At 71.1% G+C, this 17,503-nt stretch carries 16 protein-coding genes, 1 tRNA gene and 1 pseudogene; 3 read left to right on the plus strand and 15 right to left on the minus strand.

All coding sequences use genetic code 11. The annotated features are described in order from the left end of the window. Window positions 1-14: 14 nt before the first annotated feature. Window positions 15-869: a glycosyltransferase family 2 protein gene (locus LQ757_RS18065; RefSeq protein ID WP_231048658.1), complete on the plus strand. Its 855-nt coding sequence runs from the start codon at window positions 15-17 to the stop codon at window positions 867-869. A gap of 21 nt (window positions 870-890) precedes the next feature. Here the strand turns inward: LQ757_RS18065 and LQ757_RS18070 are convergent, their stop codons facing one another. The 5 genes from LQ757_RS18070 to LQ757_RS18090 are packed head-to-tail and all read right to left on the minus strand — an operon-like array spanning window position 891 to window position 6,122. Then, entirely contained in the window at window positions 891-1,667 is a 777-nt protein-coding gene (locus tag LQ757_RS18070; protein ID WP_231048659.1) for an alpha/beta fold hydrolase, read from the minus strand. Next, window positions 1,664-2,317, minus strand: a complete 654-nt coding sequence (locus LQ757_RS18075) for an isochorismatase family protein (protein ID WP_231048660.1) — start codon at window positions 2,315-2,317, stop codon at window positions 1,664-1,666. The genes LQ757_RS18070 and LQ757_RS18075 overlap by 4 nt, the downstream gene beginning before the upstream one ends. Further along, window positions 2,314-3,555: a M20/M25/M40 family metallo-hydrolase gene (locus tag LQ757_RS18080; RefSeq protein WP_231048661.1), complete on the minus strand. Its 1,242-nt coding sequence runs from the start codon at window positions 3,553-3,555 to the stop codon at window positions 2,314-2,316. Before LQ757_RS18080 ends, LQ757_RS18075 begins: the two co-directional genes overlap by 4 nt. Before the next feature lie 35 nt (window positions 3,556-3,590). Beyond that, window positions 3,591-5,084 carry a D-alanyl-D-alanine carboxypeptidase/D-alanyl-D-alanine-endopeptidase gene (locus tag LQ757_RS18085; RefSeq protein ID WP_231048662.1) on the minus strand — a complete coding sequence of 498 codons (1,494 nt, stop codon included), beginning with the start codon at window positions 5,082-5,084 and terminating at the stop codon, window positions 3,591-3,593. Window positions 5,085-5,135: 51 nt separating this feature from the next. After that, entirely contained in the window at window positions 5,136-6,122 is a 987-nt protein-coding gene (locus tag LQ757_RS18090; RefSeq protein WP_231048663.1) for a Gfo/Idh/MocA family protein, read from the minus strand. 121 nt (window positions 6,123-6,243) lie between these two features. Between LQ757_RS18090 and LQ757_RS18095 the strand changes: the two genes are divergently transcribed. Next, on the plus strand, window positions 6,244-7,032 hold the full coding sequence (locus LQ757_RS18095) for an SGNH/GDSL hydrolase family protein (protein WP_231048664.1): 789 nt from the start codon (window positions 6,244-6,246) through the stop codon (window positions 7,030-7,032). Between the two features lie 169 nt (window positions 7,033-7,201). On the opposite strand, the gene LQ757_RS18100 is transcribed toward LQ757_RS18095, so the two are convergent. The 5 genes from LQ757_RS18100 to topA all read right to left on the minus strand — a co-directional run bounded on the left by LQ757_RS18100 (window position 7,202) and on the right by topA (window position 13,596). Beyond that, window positions 7,202-7,274: transfer RNA gene (locus tag LQ757_RS18100), tRNA-Thr, on the minus strand. Between the two features lie 76 nt (window positions 7,275-7,350). After that, window positions 7,351-8,919, minus strand: coding sequence for an alpha/beta hydrolase (locus LQ757_RS18105; RefSeq protein WP_231048665.1), 1,569 nt, complete (start codon window positions 8,917-8,919; stop codon window positions 7,351-7,353). Beyond that, window positions 8,916-10,112 carry a DNA polymerase III subunit delta' gene (locus LQ757_RS18110; RefSeq protein ID WP_231048666.1) on the minus strand — a complete coding sequence of 399 codons (1,197 nt, stop codon included), beginning with the start codon at window positions 10,110-10,112 and terminating at the stop codon, window positions 8,916-8,918. The genes LQ757_RS18105 and LQ757_RS18110 overlap by 4 nt, the downstream gene beginning before the upstream one ends. A gap of 77 nt (window positions 10,113-10,189) precedes the next feature. Next, a complete protein-coding gene (gene tmk, locus LQ757_RS18115; protein WP_231048667.1) occupies window positions 10,190-10,813 on the minus strand; it encodes a dTMP kinase in 624 nt (207 codons plus the stop codon). Then, a complete protein-coding gene (gene topA / locus LQ757_RS18120; protein WP_231048668.1) occupies window positions 10,810-13,596 on the minus strand; it encodes a type I DNA topoisomerase in 2,787 nt (928 codons plus the stop codon). The genes tmk and topA overlap by 4 nt, the downstream gene beginning before the upstream one ends. Before the next feature lie 207 nt (window positions 13,597-13,803). Here topA and LQ757_RS18125 point away from each other — a divergent pair, with 207 nt between their 5' ends. After that, window positions 13,804-14,040 (plus strand): hypothetical protein, encoded by a 237-nt coding sequence (locus LQ757_RS18125; RefSeq protein WP_231048669.1) that lies wholly within the window; start codon window positions 13,804-13,806, stop codon window positions 14,038-14,040. A 12-nt stretch (window positions 14,041-14,052) separates the two neighbouring features. Here the strand turns inward: LQ757_RS18125 and LQ757_RS18130 are convergent, their stop codons facing one another. From LQ757_RS18130 to LQ757_RS18150, 5 genes and pseudogenes are all read right to left on the minus strand, one after another. Next, window positions 14,053-14,463 (minus strand): Rv3654c family TadE-like protein, encoded by a 411-nt coding sequence (locus LQ757_RS18130; protein ID WP_231048670.1) that lies wholly within the window; start codon window positions 14,461-14,463, stop codon window positions 14,053-14,055. A gap of 130 nt (window positions 14,464-14,593) precedes the next feature. Then, a pseudogene (locus LQ757_RS19315) lies at window positions 14,594-14,806 on the minus strand (TadE family type IV pilus minor pilin); the annotation flags it as partial. Beyond that, the gene (locus tag LQ757_RS18140; RefSeq protein ID WP_231048672.1) at window positions 14,787-15,017 is read right to left on the minus strand and encodes a DUF4244 domain-containing protein; all 231 of its coding nucleotides are present in this window, start codon (window positions 15,015-15,017) and stop codon (window positions 14,787-14,789) included. The pseudogene LQ757_RS19315 and the gene LQ757_RS18140, both read right to left, overlap by 20 nt. 61 nt (window positions 15,018-15,078) lie before the next feature. Then, window positions 15,079-16,113 carry a type II secretion system F family protein gene (locus tag LQ757_RS18145; protein ID WP_231048673.1) on the minus strand — a complete coding sequence of 345 codons (1,035 nt, stop codon included), beginning with the start codon at window positions 16,111-16,113 and terminating at the stop codon, window positions 15,079-15,081. Continuing rightward, on the minus strand, window positions 16,110-17,138 hold the full coding sequence (locus tag LQ757_RS18150) for a TadA family conjugal transfer-associated ATPase (RefSeq protein WP_231048674.1): 1,029 nt from the start codon (window positions 17,136-17,138) through the stop codon (window positions 16,110-16,112). Before LQ757_RS18150 ends, LQ757_RS18145 begins: the two co-directional genes overlap by 4 nt. Window positions 17,139-17,503: the final 365 nt, after the last annotated feature.

The following is a 17,503-nucleotide window of genomic DNA, read 5'->3' on the forward strand; positions in this document are numbered from 1 at the left end:
AGGAAGGAACGCCGATGCCGGCGCAACAGTGGACCCCGCTCGTCACCGCGCTCGTTCCCACCTACAACGGTGCGGAATTCATCACGAGAACGCTCGAGAGCCTCGCCGCGCAGACGTGGCCCCACCTCGAGATCCTCATCGGCGACGATCGGTCGACCGACGACACGCTGTCGGTGGTGCGCCGATTCGCCGACAGCCATGCGAACGCTCGCATCGTCGAGCGCGATGCCAACCTCGGGTGGCTGCGCAACTCGAACGACCTCATGGCACGCGCCGGCGGCGAGCTGATGTTCTTCGCGTTCCACGACGATGTCGTCGCGCCGACATACGTCGAGGAACTCGTCGAGGCCCTGCGTGCGAACGATCGGGCCGTGCTCGCCTTCAGCGACATGACGGTGCACGAGGTCGACGGCCGGGCGAGCCTGCACGTGTTCGACGAACTCGACGGCGTCGAATCCGCCGTCGAGCGTGGCCGCGTCATGGTGCGCCGCCCGGGCGATTGGTGGGTGCCGAACCGCGGGCTCTTCCGTGCCTCGGCGTTCGCCGAGGTCGGCGGCATCCACCCGAACGAGCAGGGAGAGTACTCCGCCGACTGGACGTGGCTGCTCGGGCTCGCGCTCATCGGCGAGTTCGTGCGCGTGCCCCGGATGCTGTGCGAGAAGTACTACAAGGCCGGAAGCGTTTCGAAGAAGTGGCCGCACGACAGCACGCAGCTGCTCGCACTGCGCCGGTCGGGCATCGCCGAGATCCGCAGGAGCTCCCTGACAGGGATTCAGAAGGCGCGGCTCACCGGCCATCTCTGGCGCCGCGTCTACGGTCGCCGCCTGCCGAGCGGGATGAAGCGCACCTTCCGTCGCCTCGGTCTGTGACCTCGTGCGCGAGCCCCCGCCTCAGCCGAGGAACTCGATCGCGGCCGTCTTGAAGGCGCGGGCCGTCAGCGTCGAGACGTGGTCGCGACCCGGGATGGTCACGAGGTCGGCCTCCCAGTCGAGCGCCAGCTGCTGCACGCCAGCCGGCACCGGGTCGTTCTCGCCGACGACGAACAGCGTCGGGATGTCGCCCGGGATCGCGAGCGGCGACCCCGAGACCCCCTCGATGACCGCGAGCAGCACCTCCCGGTCGGCGCCGGCTTCGATGGCGGGACGCAGCACCTGTTCGATGAGCGGATGTCCCGCCCACTCGTCGTGCGCCAGCACGGCGCGCACCTCGTCGAGGTCCCAGGAGGCGAACAGCTCGTTCGGCCCCGCTCCGCCGACGACGACGCGTCGAACGCGTTCGGGGGCGAGTGTCGCGAGCGCCGAGGTGACGCGATTGCCCATGGAGTAGCCGATGACGTCGACCTGTGCGACGCCGGCCGAGTCGAGCACGGCCTGCAGGTCGGCGCCGAGCAGTTCGGGCGAATAGGCGTCGGCGTCGACGGGCTTGTCGCTGTCGCCGTGTCCACGCAGGTCGACGGTGATCACCTCGCGACCCGTCTCGACGAGTGCCTGCACCCAGCCGGTGCCCTCCCAGGTGACGGACGCGTTCGAAGCGAACCCGTGCACCAGCAGCACCGGCGGGAGCGGGGTATCGGCTGCTCGCTCGCCGCGCAGCCGGTAGCCGATGAGCACGCCGTCGGCGCTCTCGGCATAGAGGGTGGGGACCGGGGTGGCGCCCGCGGGCCTCACGCGCCGGCCTCGGCGTCACCGGCCGCACCGGCGCCGGCGTCGCCGGCTTCGGACCCGGCGCCGGCCAACACGCTCGACTCCGTGATCGTCGCGCCCGCGTGGCCGAGCTCGGCGAGCGCCGCTTCGGACGAGGTGGGCGCGACGCCCGCGACGAGGTCGGTGAACACGCGCACGTGCTGCCCGTGCTCGAGGGCGTCGAGCACGCTCGCCCGCACGCAGTAGTCGGTCGCGATGCCGACGACGTCGATGTCGGTGATGCCGTGGCGTGCGAGCACGGCGCTCACCGTGTCGCCCGCGTCGTCGGTGCCCTCGAAGATCGAGTACGCGGGCACCCCCTGGCCTTTGCGGATGTGCACGTCGACCTCGTCGATCGACAGGGCCGGGTGGTACTCGGCACCGGGTGTTCCGGCGACGCAGTGCGGCGGCCAGGTGTCGACGAAGTTCGGTTCGGAGTCGAGTGCGAAGTGCCCGCCGTTGTCGTGATCCCCGGCGTGCCAGTCGCGCGAGGCGAACACGAGCTCGTACTCGCCGCGCCGCCTCGTCAGCAGTTCGGTGACGCCGGCTGCGACCGCCGCTCCCCCGTCGACGCCGAGCGCACCGCCCTCGGTGAAGTCGTTCTGCACGTCGATGATGAACAGGGCTCGGGTCATGGTCGGCTCCTTCCGTCCTGCCATCCATTCTCGTCATTCTCGGCGCAGATGGCGCGGATGACGTCGTCCAGCGCGTCGACGAGCGTTCCGAGCGATTCGACCGACACCCACTCCTCGTCGGCGTGGGCTCCACCGCCGGTCGCCCCCACGAGCACGACGTCAATGCCGGCCTCGGCGATGAGTCCGGCGTCGGTCCACCACGGGTCGCCGCGTCGCACCGGCGGCGCACCGGTGGCGCGTTCGACAGCCGCGAGCACGGCCCGGGCGATCGGCGAGTCTGCGTCGGCCTCCATCGCGGGCCGTGCGACGAGCGTGACGATGCGTGCGGGCTGCGACGGCGCGAGCACCCGCGCCAACTCGGCCGCAGGGTCGGGCTCACCCGGCAGCGTACGGCGCTCGACCCCCAGCACGCACCGGTCGGCGACGGTCGCGGCATCGGTGCCGCCCTCGATCGTCGCCACGCGAACGCTTCCGGCACCGAGCAGCGGGTGCCGCGGGCGCGCCTCGATCTCGGTCGCGAGCGCGCGCAGCGCCACGAGCCCGTCGAGCGCGTGGTCGATGGCGTCGACCCCGAGCTCGGGCTGCGATCCGTGTGCGGCGACGCCCTCGTACTCGACGCGATACCACGCGAATCCGCGGTGCGCGAGGGTCACCTCGAGGTCGGTCGGTTCGAGCACGACGGCGGCATCGGGGCGCGGCCACCGGTCGGCGGGTGCCTCCGCCTCGGCGTCGATCGCCGCCAGCAGTTCCTCCATGCCGACGGAGCCGAACTCCTCGTCGGCTGCGAACGCGAGCACGAGATCACCGGCGAGGTCGGCAGGAGCCTCGGCCGCGGCGACCATCGCCGCGGCGAGACCGCCCGCCATGTCGTACGCACCGCGACCGACGATGCGGGCGCCGATCGCATCCGCGTCGGACGCGCTCGACCCCGGGGCATCCGACCTCGAACCGTCGACCCCGCCCGCACCGGCCGCGCCCGACCCCGCCCCGCCGACCGTGTCGAGGTGCCCCGCGAGCAGCAGCGTGCGACCGCCACCGGTGCCGCGCCGGCGCGCGAGCACGCTCGGCCTGGCCGGGTCGGCGCCGATGAGGCGCACGTCGAAGCCGTGATCGTCGAGCCAGGCGACGATGACCTCGGCGAGCTCCCGCTCGCCCGTTCCCCCCGGCACGAGCGACGGGTTGGTGGCATCGATCGCGACGAGCCGGCGGGTGAGCGCGACGACCTCGGCGCGAGGCATCCGCTCGCCTGACTGCACCACCGCCCCGCCGCCGCTCACTGGTTCGAGAGGTTGTCGCCGCAACGGTAGAACGCGGTCGCGAGGGTGTCGATGGCGGTCTTGGCCTCTTCGGTGACGTCGCCGAGCGCGTAGACGGCGAACGTGAGATCGGTGTCGTCGGCGGCACGGATGACCCCGCTCAGCGTGTACCCGGTGTCGATCCATCCCGTCTTCGCGATGACCCGGCCGTCGGCGACCGAGTTGTCGCCCCAGAACCGGTCGTCGTACGCGAGCGATCCCCGTTCGCCCGAGATGGGCAGCGAGTCGAGGATGTACCCGAGGCTCGCCTCGCGGGCGTTCACCTTCGCGAACAGGCGCGTGAGGTACGACGGCGGCACCGCGTTGTCGGGCGAGAGGCCCGAGCCGTCGACGATCGTGATGCCGGCCGCGTCGACGCCGTAGCCTTCGAGTCCCTCGAGGATTCCGGCGTTCAGTGAGGCGAACGTGTTGCCCGCGCCGGTCTCGATCGAGACGAGCCGTGCGAGCATCTCGGCGACCGTGTTATCGGAGACGACGAGTGCCTTGTCGATGAGCTCGGCGACGGTCGGCGATGACACCGCGCCGAGCTGCGCTGCGCCCGCGGGTGCGGTGCCCCGCTCGATGGTGCCGACTCCACCGAGCTCGTCGGCGAACGCCTGGCCGGCACGGCCGATGGGGTCCTCGCTGCGCCACGAGGTGTTCGTGTAGGGGTCGTCGCGGTCGCCGTCGACCATGAGGGCCGTGATGTTCGGCATGTAGCCGAGCTCGCGCTCGGACAGCGCCCAGCTCGCGTGCCACTCCTCGCCGCCGAAGTAGCTCGCGTCGAGGATCAGCTTCGTGATGGGCGGGTTCGCGGGGTCGGCGGCCCACGCCTCGTGCACCTGGCGGGCGAGTTCGTCGAGGTGCGCAGCGCCGGGGTACGCGGTCTCGTCGCCGCTCGGCGTGCGCGAGAGGGTCACGTCGCCGCCGCCGACGAGCACGATCGAGCCTGGCTCGGCGCCCTTCACGACGGTCGTCGTGGCTCGGTAGCCGGACCCGAGCACCGAGAGCGCCGCGGCCGAGGTGAGCACCTTCATGACGCTCGCGGTGCGCGACGGGGTGGTGCCGCCGCGATCGTAGAGCACCTCGCCCGTCGACGCCTTCACGACCTGCGCCTGCATGTTCGCGAGGCGGGGGTCGGCGGCGGCCTCGGCGACGGAGCAGGTGCGAACGCGGCTCGCCGCGACCGCTTCGGCCGGCACCGCGCGTGCCGGCTCGGCGGTGGGTGTCGGGGTCGTGCTCGGCTCGATGGCGGCATTCGCGCCGGCGTTCGTCGCGGCTCCGGCGAACACCGCGCCCGTGCCCGCGAGGGCGAGTACGAGGGCCGCGGCCGTGATGGTCACCGCGAGACGGTGCCGGCGCACGAAGGCGACGACGGATGACCCACCGCCGGGTCCGCGGCTCACTGCCATGCTCGAACCGGGGTCGGTGCGCCCCGGGTCGACGCCCGGGGCATCCGTCTCGTCGTGCACCCGGGCATTGTACGCGGTCGTGCTGAAGCCGATCCAGCAGGCCGCACCACCCTATTCGCCGGGGTAGCGCAGTCCGATCTGTGCACGGATCTCGTCGAGCGTGCCCATGATCGCGACGCTCTCGGCGGTCGGCAGCGCGTCGCCGCCGTCGAGCCGACCATCGGCGACGAGCCGTTCGAGGGCGGCCGCCTGATAGTGCATGCCGCGGCCGTTCACATCGGAGGCGTACTCCTCGAGCACGGTGCCGTCGTTCGAGACGAGACGGAACGACGTCGCCGTGTACCAAACGGCGTCGATCTCGATGCGCGCCTCGCTGCCGAGCACGACGGCGGTGTTCGGGCCCTTCGTGTCGCTCGCCGAGATCGACGAGGCCATGCGGTTGCCCTCGTAGCCGAAGATCGTGGCGACCTGCGCATCGGCGCCCGTGGCCTTGAACGTGGCCGAGGCCTGCACGGTTCTCGGGGCGCCGAAGACGTCCCACGCGAACGACACCGGGTAGATGCCGAGGTCGAGCAGCGCACCGCCGCCGAGCTCGAGCGCGTTGATGCGGTGAGCGGGGTCGTCGGGCAGCTTTTGGGTGTGGTCGGCGATGACCGAGCGCACCTCGCCCAACGCACCCGAGTCGATGAGTTCGTGGATGCGCGCCATGTGCGGCAGGTACCTCGTCCACATCGCCTCGAGCGCGAGCAGCTCGTGTGCGGCGGCGACGTCGGCGACCTGCCTCGCCTGGGCCTGGTTCAGCGCGAACGGCTTCTCGATGAGCACGTGCTTGCCCGCCTCGAGCGCCAGCGTCGCGTGTGCCGCGTGGTGCGGATGCGGCGACGCGACGTAGACGACGTCGATGTCGGGGTCTGCGACGAGGGCTTCATAGCTGCCGTAGGCATGCGGGATCTCGAACTCGGCGGCGAACGCGTCGGCACTCGCCTGCGATCGCGAGCCGGCGGCCCGCACGTCGAAGCCGTTGCGCTTCAGGTCGCCGGTGAAGAGGCGGGCGATGCCGCCGGTCGCCAGGATGCCCCAGCGCAGAGATTCGCTCATGTCGCACAGCCTATTGGCTGCCATCGGGCCGGGCTGCCACGGGGCTCTCCGTTCGAGGCTGCCCCGTGTCCCCCGTTCGGGGATGCTGTGGATCACTCATGTTCGGGTCTAGCGTTGGCCCATGACGACTGCATTCGGCAAGGGTCGCGCCATGGTCGTCGCGGCCATCATCGCGTTGTTCGCTGTTCCCATCGGGGTCGCGGGGCCGGCGGCGGCCGCTCCATCCTCCCCGGTCGCGAAGTACGTCGCCCTCGGCGATTCGTTCGCCGCCGGCCAGGGCACTGGCGTCTACATCGACGCATGCCTGCGCAGCCCGCTCGGGTATCCGGCCCTGCTCGACGCCGTGCCCCGAGTCAACCTGCTGCGCAACGCCTCGTGCACTGGAGCCGACTTCGATGACGTCGATGCGCAGCTCGCGCAGATCAACCGAGGCACGACGCTCGTCACGCTGACCATCGGTGCGAACGGCGTGAACCTTCCGGGCCTGCTCGCCGCGTGCGTCCCGGATCCGAATGCCCAGCCGTGCCTCATCGCACTCGCCGCGGCGAACACCTACCTCACGACCGAGCTCGGCCCCGAGGCCGGCGCAACGATCGCCGCGATCAGCAGCAGATCGCCGAACGCGCGCGTCGTCGTCACCGGATACCCGCTCCCACTCGCGCCGGGCGTCGCCGACGGGGTGAATCTCGGCGCGGCGACCCTGAATGCCGTCCTCGCGGCCACCGTGAGCGCCGCGCAGGCGCAGGGTGCGAACGTCGTCTTCGCCGACGTCACCGCCGCATTCCTCGGGCACGGCGCCTTCGGTCCCGACCCATGGCTCGGCCAGGACCCGGGAAACCTCGAAACGTTCCTGCACCCCAACGCCGAGGGCTATCAGGCGTATGCCGCCGTGATCGAGGCGGTGCGCTGACACCCTCCCCAGACTTACGCGCTTCTTCCTCGCGTGAGATGCGAACGGCCCGGCGACCCCGGGCCGTTCGTTGTGCGGGCGACGCCTCGGTTTGCCCCGCCAGGCTGACGGCACGAATGTACGGGGGAACAGTGAAGGCCCGGCCTCCGAAGAGACCGGGCCCGGTGAGAGCCGCCTGTGGGAATCGAACCCACGACCTTCTCATTACGAGTGAGACGCTCTGCCGACTGAGCTAAGGCGGCGTGACTGCGGCGCGCGGGGCGCACCGGCTGGCACGAGAGTCAATAGTAGCGGGATTTTCGGCGGGCGTTGACCACGTCAGCACTTCGGGTCGGAAGAGGGCACCGTGCCGTCGATCAGATACGACTCGACCGCGTCGCTGACGCACGCGTTCGACTTGTTGTACGCCGTGTGGCCCTCGCCCTCGTAGGTGACGAGCACACCGCTCTCGAGCTGGTCGGCGAGCGCGACCGACCACTCGTAGGGAGTCGCAGGATCACCCGTGGTGCCGACGACCATGATCGGGGCGGCGCCCTCTGCGTGGATCTCGGCGGGCTCGCGAGTGGACTCGTGCGGCCAGCCGTTGCACGTGAGGTCGTCGTAGCTCATGTACGGGCCGAACGTCGGTGCGGCTGCAGCGATCTCCGCCGCCTCCTCGCGCATGACCTCGACGTCGACTTGCGTGGGATAGTCGAGGCAGTTGATCGACCGGAACGCCTCGGTCGAGTTGTCGAGGTAGGTGCCGTCGGCGTCGCGCCCGTGGTAGCCGTCGGCGAAGGAGAGGGCCGCATCGCCGTCGCCGAACATGGTCGCGGCGAGCATCTCGCTGAGGAAGGGCCATGATTCGGGGCTGTAGAGCGGGTAGATGATCGCCGTGAACAGGGTGTCGCCGTCGACCATGCGGCCGTCGCTGCCCCGGAGCGGGCTGACGTCGACCGATGCCAACAGGCGGCCGATCTCGTCGACCGAGTCGTCGACCGTGCCGCTGAACGGGCATTCGTCACCCGCGAGGCAGTTCTCGAGGTAGGCCTCGAGCGCACCCTCGAACCCGACGGCCTGCGCCTTGTTGACGTCGAATGTGCTCGCCGTCGGGTCGAGCGCCCCGTCGAGCACGAGCCGGCCGACCTTGTCGGGGTACAGCTCGGCGTAGGTCGCCCCGAGGAACGTGCCGTACGAGAACCCGAGGTAGTTCAGCTCGTCGTCGCCGAGCACGGCGCGCAGCAGGTCGAGGTCGCGCGCGGCGCTCTCGGTGTCGACGTTGGCGAGCAGGTCGCCGGTCTCGTCGAGGCACGCCTCTCCGAAGGCCGCGTTCGCGGCACCACGGTTCTCGATCCACTCGTCGCTGCCCCGCTCGGCCGGGTCGACGCCGAAGAGGAACTCGTCCATTGCGGCCGCGTCGTAGCAGGCGACGGCCGTGGACCGGTTGACGCCGCGCGGGTCGAACCCGACGACGTCGAATCGCTGCTTGAGCGGCTCGCCGACCGCGAAGTCGAGCGAGTCGATCACGAAGTCGTAGCCCGAACCGCCCGGCCCCCCGGGGTTGAGCAGCAGCGACCCGACCTTGTCGCCCGTCGCCGAGTGGCGCGAGAGCGCGAGTTCGATCTCGCCCGCGCCGGGGTCGCTCCAGTCGAGCGGCGCCTTCGCGGTGGCGCACGTCATGCCTTCACCGCACCCGTCCCACTCGAGCACCTGCGAGTAGAACGGCTCGAGCTCAGGTGCGACCTGCTCGCCGGTGGGTGTGGAGACGGGCTTCTCCTGTGCGAGCAGCGACGGCACGCACCCGCTCAGGGTGAGGAGCGCGGCGACCGCGGCGGCGACCGTAACGGTCAGCGTGGCGCCACGCCGACCCCGGCTCGTCGTTCGCGATCGGATGTGCGGTGCGCTCATGCGGCCCCTCGTTCGGTCGTGCGGATCGCTGAGACGAGCATCGCCTCGAGCGCGAGTGCGGGTTGCACGTTGCCCTCGATGCGGGTGCGTGCGGTCTGGATGGCGTCGAGTGTCGCGAGCGTGCGCGACGGTGTGGCGGCGGCTGCGGCCTGCCGCAGGTCGGCAGTCATCTCCCGGTTGACGAGCGGCACGTCGGCGTCGAGCTGCAGGAGCAGGATGTCGCGGTAGAGCGACGCGAGGTCGACGAGGATGCGGTCGATGCCGTCGCGCAGGCTGCGCGTGGCCCGGCGCTTCTGGTCGTCTTCGAGCGCCTTGATCTGCGGCCGCAGCGCCGGGGGCACAGCCTGCCCGGGCGCGATGCCGAGCGAGTGCAGCGCGTGCTCGCGCTCTTCGGCGTCGCGCAGCTCGGTGATCGCCTTGGCGTCGTCGCCGGCGATCTCGAGGAACCGTGCCGCCGTCGACACCGCGGTCGCCGCCGAGCGCACGCGCAGCGCGAGCTCGAGGGTCTCGGCGCGTCGCGCCCGCGCCTCGTCGTTGGTGGCGAGCCGGTGCGCCATGCCGATGTGGCTCTGCGCCTCGCGCGCGGCCCGCTCGGCGAGCGCGGAATCGACGCCGTCGCGACGTTCGAGCAGGGCCGCGACATCGGCGATGCTCGGCACTTGCAGCCGAACCGAGCGCACCCGCGAGCGAATGGTCGGGATCAGGTCGGCCTCGCTCGGCGCGCACAGCAGCCACACTGTGCGCTCGGGCGGTTCTTCGAGCTCTTTCAGCAGCACGTTCGAGGTCTGTTCGGTCATGCGGTCGGCGTCTTCGACGACGATGACCCGGTGCCGGCCGACCGACGGCGAGTAGTGCGAGCGCTTGACGATGTCGCGCACGTCGGCGACCTTGATGATGACGCCCTCGGTGGCGAGTACGTGCAGGTCGGGGTGGCTGCGCGCCTCGACCTGGATGCGGGTCGGCTCGTCGCCGTCGGGCCGGCCCGAGATGAGTGCGGTCGCGAACGCGTAGGCGAGATTCGATCGACCCGAGCCGGGCGGACCGGTGATGAGCCACGAGTGCGTCATCTGCTGCGAGCCTGACGGCGACGCCGAGTCGGATGACCCGCCCTGCGCCGCGCCGGCTGCCTCGGCCGCCGCACGGAACACCGCGATGGCGGCGTCCTGCCCGGTCAGCTCACTCCATACGCTCACGTGAGAACGCTACCTTCCGCTCCCGACAGGCAACCGAGAATCCGGCACCGCGCCAGCGCGCCCACGCAGGGCAGCGCTCACAGCAACCCGGCGACGCGGGCACGAACGACCGCGGCGATCTCGTCGACCGGTGCCGCCGCGTCGAGGACGAGGAACCGCTCGGGCTCGGCCTCGGCGAGCGCGAGGTAGGCGCTGCGGACGCGATCGTGGAACTCGGATGCCTCCGCCTCGAGCCGGTCGTAACGGGTGCGCGCCCCGTCGAGCCGCTCACGTGCGGCCTCGGCGTCGAGGTCGAGCAGGATCGTGAGGTCGGGCGCGAGGCCGCCCGTCGCCCACTCCGAGATGCCCCGCACCTCGGCGGGGTCGAGCACGCGTCCGGCACCCTGGTAGGCGACCGACGAGTCGATGTACCGGTCCTGGATGACGACGTCGCCACGCTCGAGCGCGGGACGCACGATGGTCGCCACATGGTGCGCGCGGTCAGCCGCGTAGAGCAGGGCCTCGGCGCGCGGGGCGATGTCGCCGCGGTGGTGCAGCACGATCTCGCGCACCTCGATGCCGACGTCGGTGCCGCCCGGCTCACGGGTGCGCACGACCACGCGGCCCTGCTCGGCGAGCCATTCGCCGAGCAGCGACGCCTGCGTCGTCTTGCCGGAGCCGTCACCGCCCTCGAAGGTGATGAAGAGGCCCGTCGCGCTCACTTCTTCGTCGCCGTCTTGCGGGTCGTGGTCTTCTTGGCGGGCGCCTTCTTCGCGCGCGGCGCCGCCGGGCCCTTGTCGCGCTTGATCTGCAGCAGCTCGACCGCGCGCTCGAACGTGATCTCTTCAACGGACTCTGCGCGCGGGATCGTCGCGTTCGTCGTGCCGTCGGTGACGTACGGCCCGAATCGGCCGTCCTTCACCTTGATCGGCTTGCCGCTCACGGGGTCGTTGTCGAATTCCTTCAGCGCGCTCGACGCACGGCGCGCGCCGTACTTCGGCTGCGCGAACAGCTCGAGCGCTCCTGCCAGGTCGATGTCGAAGATCGCGTCTTCGCTCGGAAGCGTGCGGGTGTCGGCGTCCTTCTTCAGGTACGGCCCGTAGCGGCCGTTCTGCGCGGTGATCTCGACGCCCGACTCGGGGTCGACCCCGACCGTTCGGGGCAGGTCGAGCAGCTTGAGCGCGGTGTCGAGGTCGACCTCTTCGATGTGCATGCTCTTGAAGAGCGACGCCGTGCGCGGCTTGACCGCCGCGGGCTTCTTCGCGCCCCGCTTGGGCTTGGTCGGCGCGTCGACGACCTCGCCGGTGGCCGGGTCGACGGTGGGCTCGGCGGCTTCTGCGGGCGGCTCGGGCTCGAGCTCGGTGACGTACGGGCCGAACCGGCCGTCTTTGACGACGACCTGCTTGCCGTTCGCGGGATTCTCGCCGAGCACGCGGTCGCCCTGCACGGGTGCCTCGATGAGCTCACGGGCCTTCGCCTCGGTGAGCTCGTCGGGCGCGAGGTCTTCGGGCAGGTTCACCCGGCGCGGCGACGCCTCGGCACCGGCAGCGGCATCCGCATCGACGGTCTCGAGGTAGGGACCGTACTTGCCGATGCGCAGCGTGATGTCGGGGGCGATCGTGACCGAGTTGATCTCGCGGGCGTCGATGTCGCCGAGGTTGTCGACCACCTGGCGCAGGCCCCGGTGGTGGTCGGAGCCGAAGTAGAAACCGTTCAGCCAGTCGACCCGGTCGGCCTCGCCCGCTGCGATGCGGTCGAGGTCGTCCTCCATCTCGGCGGTGAAGTCGTACTCCACGAGGTCGCCGAAGTGCTCCTCGAGCAGCCGCACGACCGAGAACGCCACCCAGCTGGGCACGAGCGCCTGGCCCCGGCGGGTCACGTACCCGCGGTCGATGATCGTCGAGATGATCGACGCGAACGTCGACGGTCGGCCGATGCCGAGCTCCTCGAGCCGCTTCACGAGGCTCGCCTCGGTGTACCGCGGCAGCGGGCTCGTCTGGTGGCCCTTCACCTCGAGCTCGTCGAGCCCGATCTGCTCGCCCTCGGTGAGCTTCGGCAGCTTCGCCTCGCCCGACGCGTCGTCGGCGTTGCGCTCCTCGTCGCGGCCCTCTTCGTAGGCGGCACGGTAGCCGGGGAACGTGATCACGGTGCCGCTCGCCGTGAACTCGGCGATCGTGCTCGCGACTGGCGCGGTGGCGCCCTCGGGCACCGGGGCATCGGCTCGCGTCGGACCGACCTCGATCGTGACCGTCGCGGTCTGGCCCTTCGCGTCGGCCATCTGCGACGCGACCGTGCGCTTCCAGATCAGGTCGTAGAGGGCGTGCTCGCTGCCGCGCAGCGCGCTCTGCAGCTCGGAGGGCGTGCGGAACACCTCGCCCGACGGGCGGATGGCCTCGTGCGCCTCTTGCGCGTTCTTCGACTTGCCCACGTACACGCGGGGCTTGTCGGGCACCGAGTCGGCGCCGTAGAGCTTGGTCGCCTGGGTGCGGGCGGCGTTGACGGCCTGCTGCGACAGCGCCACCGAGTCGGTGCGCATATAGGTGATGTAGCCGTTCTCGTAGAGCGACTGGGCGACCCGCATGGTGTCGCGCGCCGAGAGTCGGAGCTTGCGGCCGGCCTCCTGCTGCAGCGTCGACGTCGTGAACGGCGCCGACGGCTTGCGCGACCAGGGCTTCGTCTCGAGCTTCGTGACGGTGCGGCGCACATCGTCGGCCTGCAGCGCGTCGGCGAGCGCGCGCACGGTCGGCTCGTCGAGCACGACCGCCTTGCCCTTCAGCCTGCCGAGGTCGTCGAAGTTGCTGCCGTTGGCGACCTTCTCGCCACCCACGCGCACGAGCTTCGCCTGGAACGACGAACCGGATGCCTCGGGCGCGAACCTGCCCAGGAGGTCCCAGTACTCGGCCGAGACGAACGCGAGCCGCTCGCGCTCGCGGTCGACCACGAGGCGCGTTGCCGCCGACTGCACGCGACCGGCCGAGAGACCCGGGCCGACCTTGCGCCAGAGCACAGGCGAGACCTCGTAGCCGTAGAGGCGGTCGAGGATGCGGCGGGTCTCCTGGGCGTCGACGAGCGCGGTGTCGAGCTCGCGGGTGTTGTCCTTCGCGGCCTGGATCGCGTCCTTCGTGATCTCGTGGAAGACCATGCGCCGCACGGGCACCTTGGGCTTGAGCTCCTGCAGCAGGTGCCACGCGATGGCCTCGCCCTCGCGATCCTCATCGGTGGCGAGCAGCAGTTCGTCGGCGTTCTTCAGTGCGCGCTTGAGTTCGGCGACGGTCTTCTTCTTGGAGTCGGAGACCACGTAGTACGGCTCGAAGCCGTTCTCGACGTCGACCGAGAACTTGCCGAGCGGGCCCTTCTTGAGCTCTGCGGGGAGGTTCTTCGGCTCGATCAGGTCACGGATGTGGCCGACCGACGACAGCACCTCGTAGCCGTCGCCCAGGTATTGGGCGATCGACTTCATCTTGGTCGGCGACTCGACGATGACCAGCTTCTTCACGTCTGCCACCAGACTCCTCTGTAGTACTCCATGAGATGAGAACGCACATTTTAGCCGCGCCCCCAGCGGTGTGCCATGGTCGGCGGTGCACTCGGCCGACAGGCACACGATACACACCATTGCGGGGAAGACCCCACGTCGAACCCGAGATGAGGTTCGTCGTCTGTCGCCCATGATCCACTTGCACTTCGCACACGGCGGAGGAAGATTGGCCCTATGGAAACGTCATCGACTGCCTCGTACACGGCCAAGCTGATCGACGGACCGCTCGAGGGAAAGACCGTCGCGACGGCATTCCTCGACTCGGGCGACCCTCGTCCGCGGCTCGAGTTGAACGCCGACGCCGGCAAGCGCTACATCTATGCACGTGCCGCGGGCCTCGAGTTCGACTCGCCCGGCGACGACCGTCCCTCGGCGGTCTCCTACCGATTCATCGAGACCGTCTTCGACTGAACGGCGACCGTCTCACTCCTCCCACCTGGGCGGGCCTGCTCGAGCGCGAGCGACGACGGCGAAGCCGAACATCGTCGATCGCGCGGTGACGGATGCCGCCGGGCCGTCGATGTCGCACCCCGTGAGGGTCGCACCGTTGCGGGCTGCGACGCTCGCGGCGAGGTCGCACGGAACACCCGGTACGGCACCCGAGGTTGCATCCGCCGCGGCGAGCGCGGCGGCGTCTGCGGCGTTCGCAACCCGCTGCGTCGCGACGAACACGCCGAGCGTGGGTGCGAGCACTGCCGCAAGGGCCACGATCGCGCCCACGAGCCCGATGGCCACGACCGTCGCGGCGCCCGACTCGTCGCCGATGGCTCGGCGCCGCCGCGCCGAGGTGCCGGCTCGCACCGCCGGCCGGCCCGTCCCGGCTTCGCTGCGCATCAGCGGCCCCCGGTGACGGCGCACGACTCCGCCCGCAGCTGAACCGCCGCGAGCACACCCGCTCCCGATGCCGAGAGCGTACGCAGACGAACGGCTCATCGACCGCGACCCGAAGCGTCGCACCACCCGCCACTCGATCGGCGATCGCCGCCGCCTCGGCCGCCGACTCGCCCCGGCCGAGGGCGCGCGCGGCGTCGGCAGCGGCATCCGTCAGCCGCACCTGCTGGGCGGCGAGCTGCACCGACCCCAGGCAGGCCGCGAGCACGAGGGCGATCGCGGGCAGCGCGACCGCGAACTCCGCGGTCACGCTGCCCTGATCGCCGTCAGCCGACCGTGAGCGCATTCCGGACGAGCTCGGTGAGGATCTCGCGCACCTCGTCGCCGCGCAGGATGATGACGAGGAGTCCGGCGAAGCCGACGGCGGCCATGGTCGCGACGGCGTACTCGGCCGTCGCCGCGCCGCGTTCGCCGGCGAGCCGGCGTGAGACCGCGCGCACCGCTGAGGTGAGTCGGCCGGTGCCGGCGCTGCGCGGGGCGATGGGGGTGTGGTGCATGGTGACCTGCTTTCGTGTGGTGCCGGCGAACCGGCAGGAGGATGGCACGAGTTCGGATTCGTCACACGGCACCACCGAGAGTTCCCGAGATGACGGAGATCATGAGGGGCGCGACGCCGAGCAGCACGAACGCCGGCAGCACGCAGACGCCGAGCGGAAGCATGAGCCGCACGCCGAGCGCCGCGGCGCGGGCGGCGCCCTCGGCGCGGGCGGCGCGACGCACGCGGAACGCCTCGGCCTTCAGCAGCTCGGCGACGGGGGCGCCGGCCCGCGCCGAGAGTTCGATCACCGCCTCGACCTCACCGCCGTCACCGACGTGGGGCAGGTACTCGCGCATGACGCGACGTGCGAGGTCGCGCGCCCGCTCGATCGAGGTGCCGCTCGACATCGCGATCGCGAGCAGCTCGAGCTGGAGTCCGGCATCGGCCCTCGACTGCGACGCCGCGCGGGCGAGCCGGCCGTTCCAGCGCTGCCCGCCCCAGAGGAACAGGGCACCCACCACGAGGCACGCCAGCCCCAGCGGATTGCCGAACAGCACTCCGAAGGTGTCGAAGCCGAGGGCGGCGCCGAAGAGCACGGCGATCGCGGGGAGCGCCATGACGAGTCGAGCACTCGCAGCGGGCCCCGCGAGCGCGGCCCCGACCTCACGGCGCAGCTGCGCTTCGTCACGCAGCACGGTGGCGAGGTCCCTGAGGCTCGCGGCGAGCGGGGCGCCCGACTCGGCCGCGACGGTCCATGCTGCGGCGAGCACCGGCCAGGCCGATGAGGCGCCGGCGGTTTCGCGGCTCGTGGCGACGATGACGGCGCCGACCGGTTCGCCGGCCCCGGCCGCGTGCGCCGCGGCAGCCAGCACGGCCGCATCGGCCGATGGTGCCGCGTCAGCGGAATCAGCTTCGGCCGCGCCGCCGCCCCGGCCGACCGATTGCAGGTGCCGCCATACGTTCGAGGCGGGGACACCCGCAGCGAGCAGCACGGCCACCCGCTCGGTGACGCTCGCGATCGCGTCGACCTCGGCAGCCGCGTCGGGCCGGCGCCGCCACGAGCGAAGCCGTTCGATGAATGCGGCCGCTCCTCCGCCCGCCTGTCGCCCGTTCACAGTGCCTCGATGCCGAGTCGGTCGCCGTGCTGCTCGAACCGGCCGAGCTGCGCGAGCCGTCGGGTGCCCGCGACCCGCTCGAGGTGCAGCACCAGGTCGAACGCGCTCACCGTCTGACGGGCGACCGCGTCGGGCGAGAGCCCGGCCGTCGCTCCGAGCGCCTCGAGCCTGGCCGGGACATCCGCCAGCGAGTTCGCGTGCAGGGTGCCGGCGCCGCCGTCGTGACCGGTGTTCAGTGCGGCGAGCAGTTCGCGCAGCTCGGCTCCGCGGCACTCGCCCACGACAAGCCGGTCGGGACGCATGCGCAGAGCCTCGCGCAGCAACGCATCGAGCCCGACCCGCCCGGTGCCCTCGAGGTTCGCCTGCCTGGCCTCGAGGGCGACGACATGCGGATGCGCGATCTGCAGCTCGGAGACGTCTTCGATGACGACGATGCGCTCGCGCTCGGGCGCCTCGCCGAGCAGCGCCGCGAGCAGGGTGGTCTTGCCCGTGCCGCCGGCGCCCGTGACGAGCATGTTCTCGCGAGCGGCGACCGCGGTGCCGAGCCGGGCCCGCTGCGCCTCCTCGAGCATTCCGGCGCGCGCGAGCGCAGCGAGCGAGAATCCCGCCGTGCGCGGAATGCGCACCGAGATGAGCGTTCCGGTCGCCGACACCGGCGGCAGCACCACGTGAACGCGGATGCCCCTGTCCAGGCGGACGTCGACAGCGGGGGTCGCCTCGTCGACATGACGGCCCCCTCGCGCGATGAGCCGCACCGCGAGCGCTCGCACCTCGGCTTCGTCGGCGAACCAGCCGGGCTCGTGGCGGGCGCCGGCGCCGCGATCGACCCAGAGGCCGTGCTCGCCGTTGACGAACAGATCGGTGACGGGACCCGAGGCCGCAAACGGTTCGAGCGGTCCGAGCACCGAGAGATCGACCGGTATCGCGGTGGACGGCTCGACCGCCGGTTCGCCGTCATCCGGAGCGACGGCCGATTCAGACCGTCGCGTGCCCCATGACGGGCTTGCCACGAAGGGGATGCTCATGCCGCGAGCGTAGGAAATCAGCTCGACCGCGGGACATCCGATCGGGTGGACATATGGAAAGAGCCTCCGCCACGCCGTTGTGGAGGAGGACTCGACCCGCTGCGCCTACCGCGCTGTTAACGAAAGGGGGCGGCACCCATTGGGGGGAACAGGTGCCGCCTCGGCAGCACAGGGATTGGGGGGAATCACGAGTGCTGCAGGCCTCGAAACGAGTGTCCGGGCGCAACCCAGCATACGGCTTGCAGAACAATGCGCAAGCATTATTCGTCCTCATTTGTGCGGACAAGCAGATTTCTCTGCGCAAGGGCACAGTAACCCCTTGCGGGCCCTGCACGGAAGAGCAGATTACGGTCGTGTTTCGACGC

It is taken from the genome of Agromyces cavernae (assembly GCF_021044935.1).
GTDB classification, from domain to species: domain Bacteria; phylum Actinomycetota; class Actinomycetes; order Actinomycetales; family Microbacteriaceae; genus Agromyces; species Agromyces cavernae.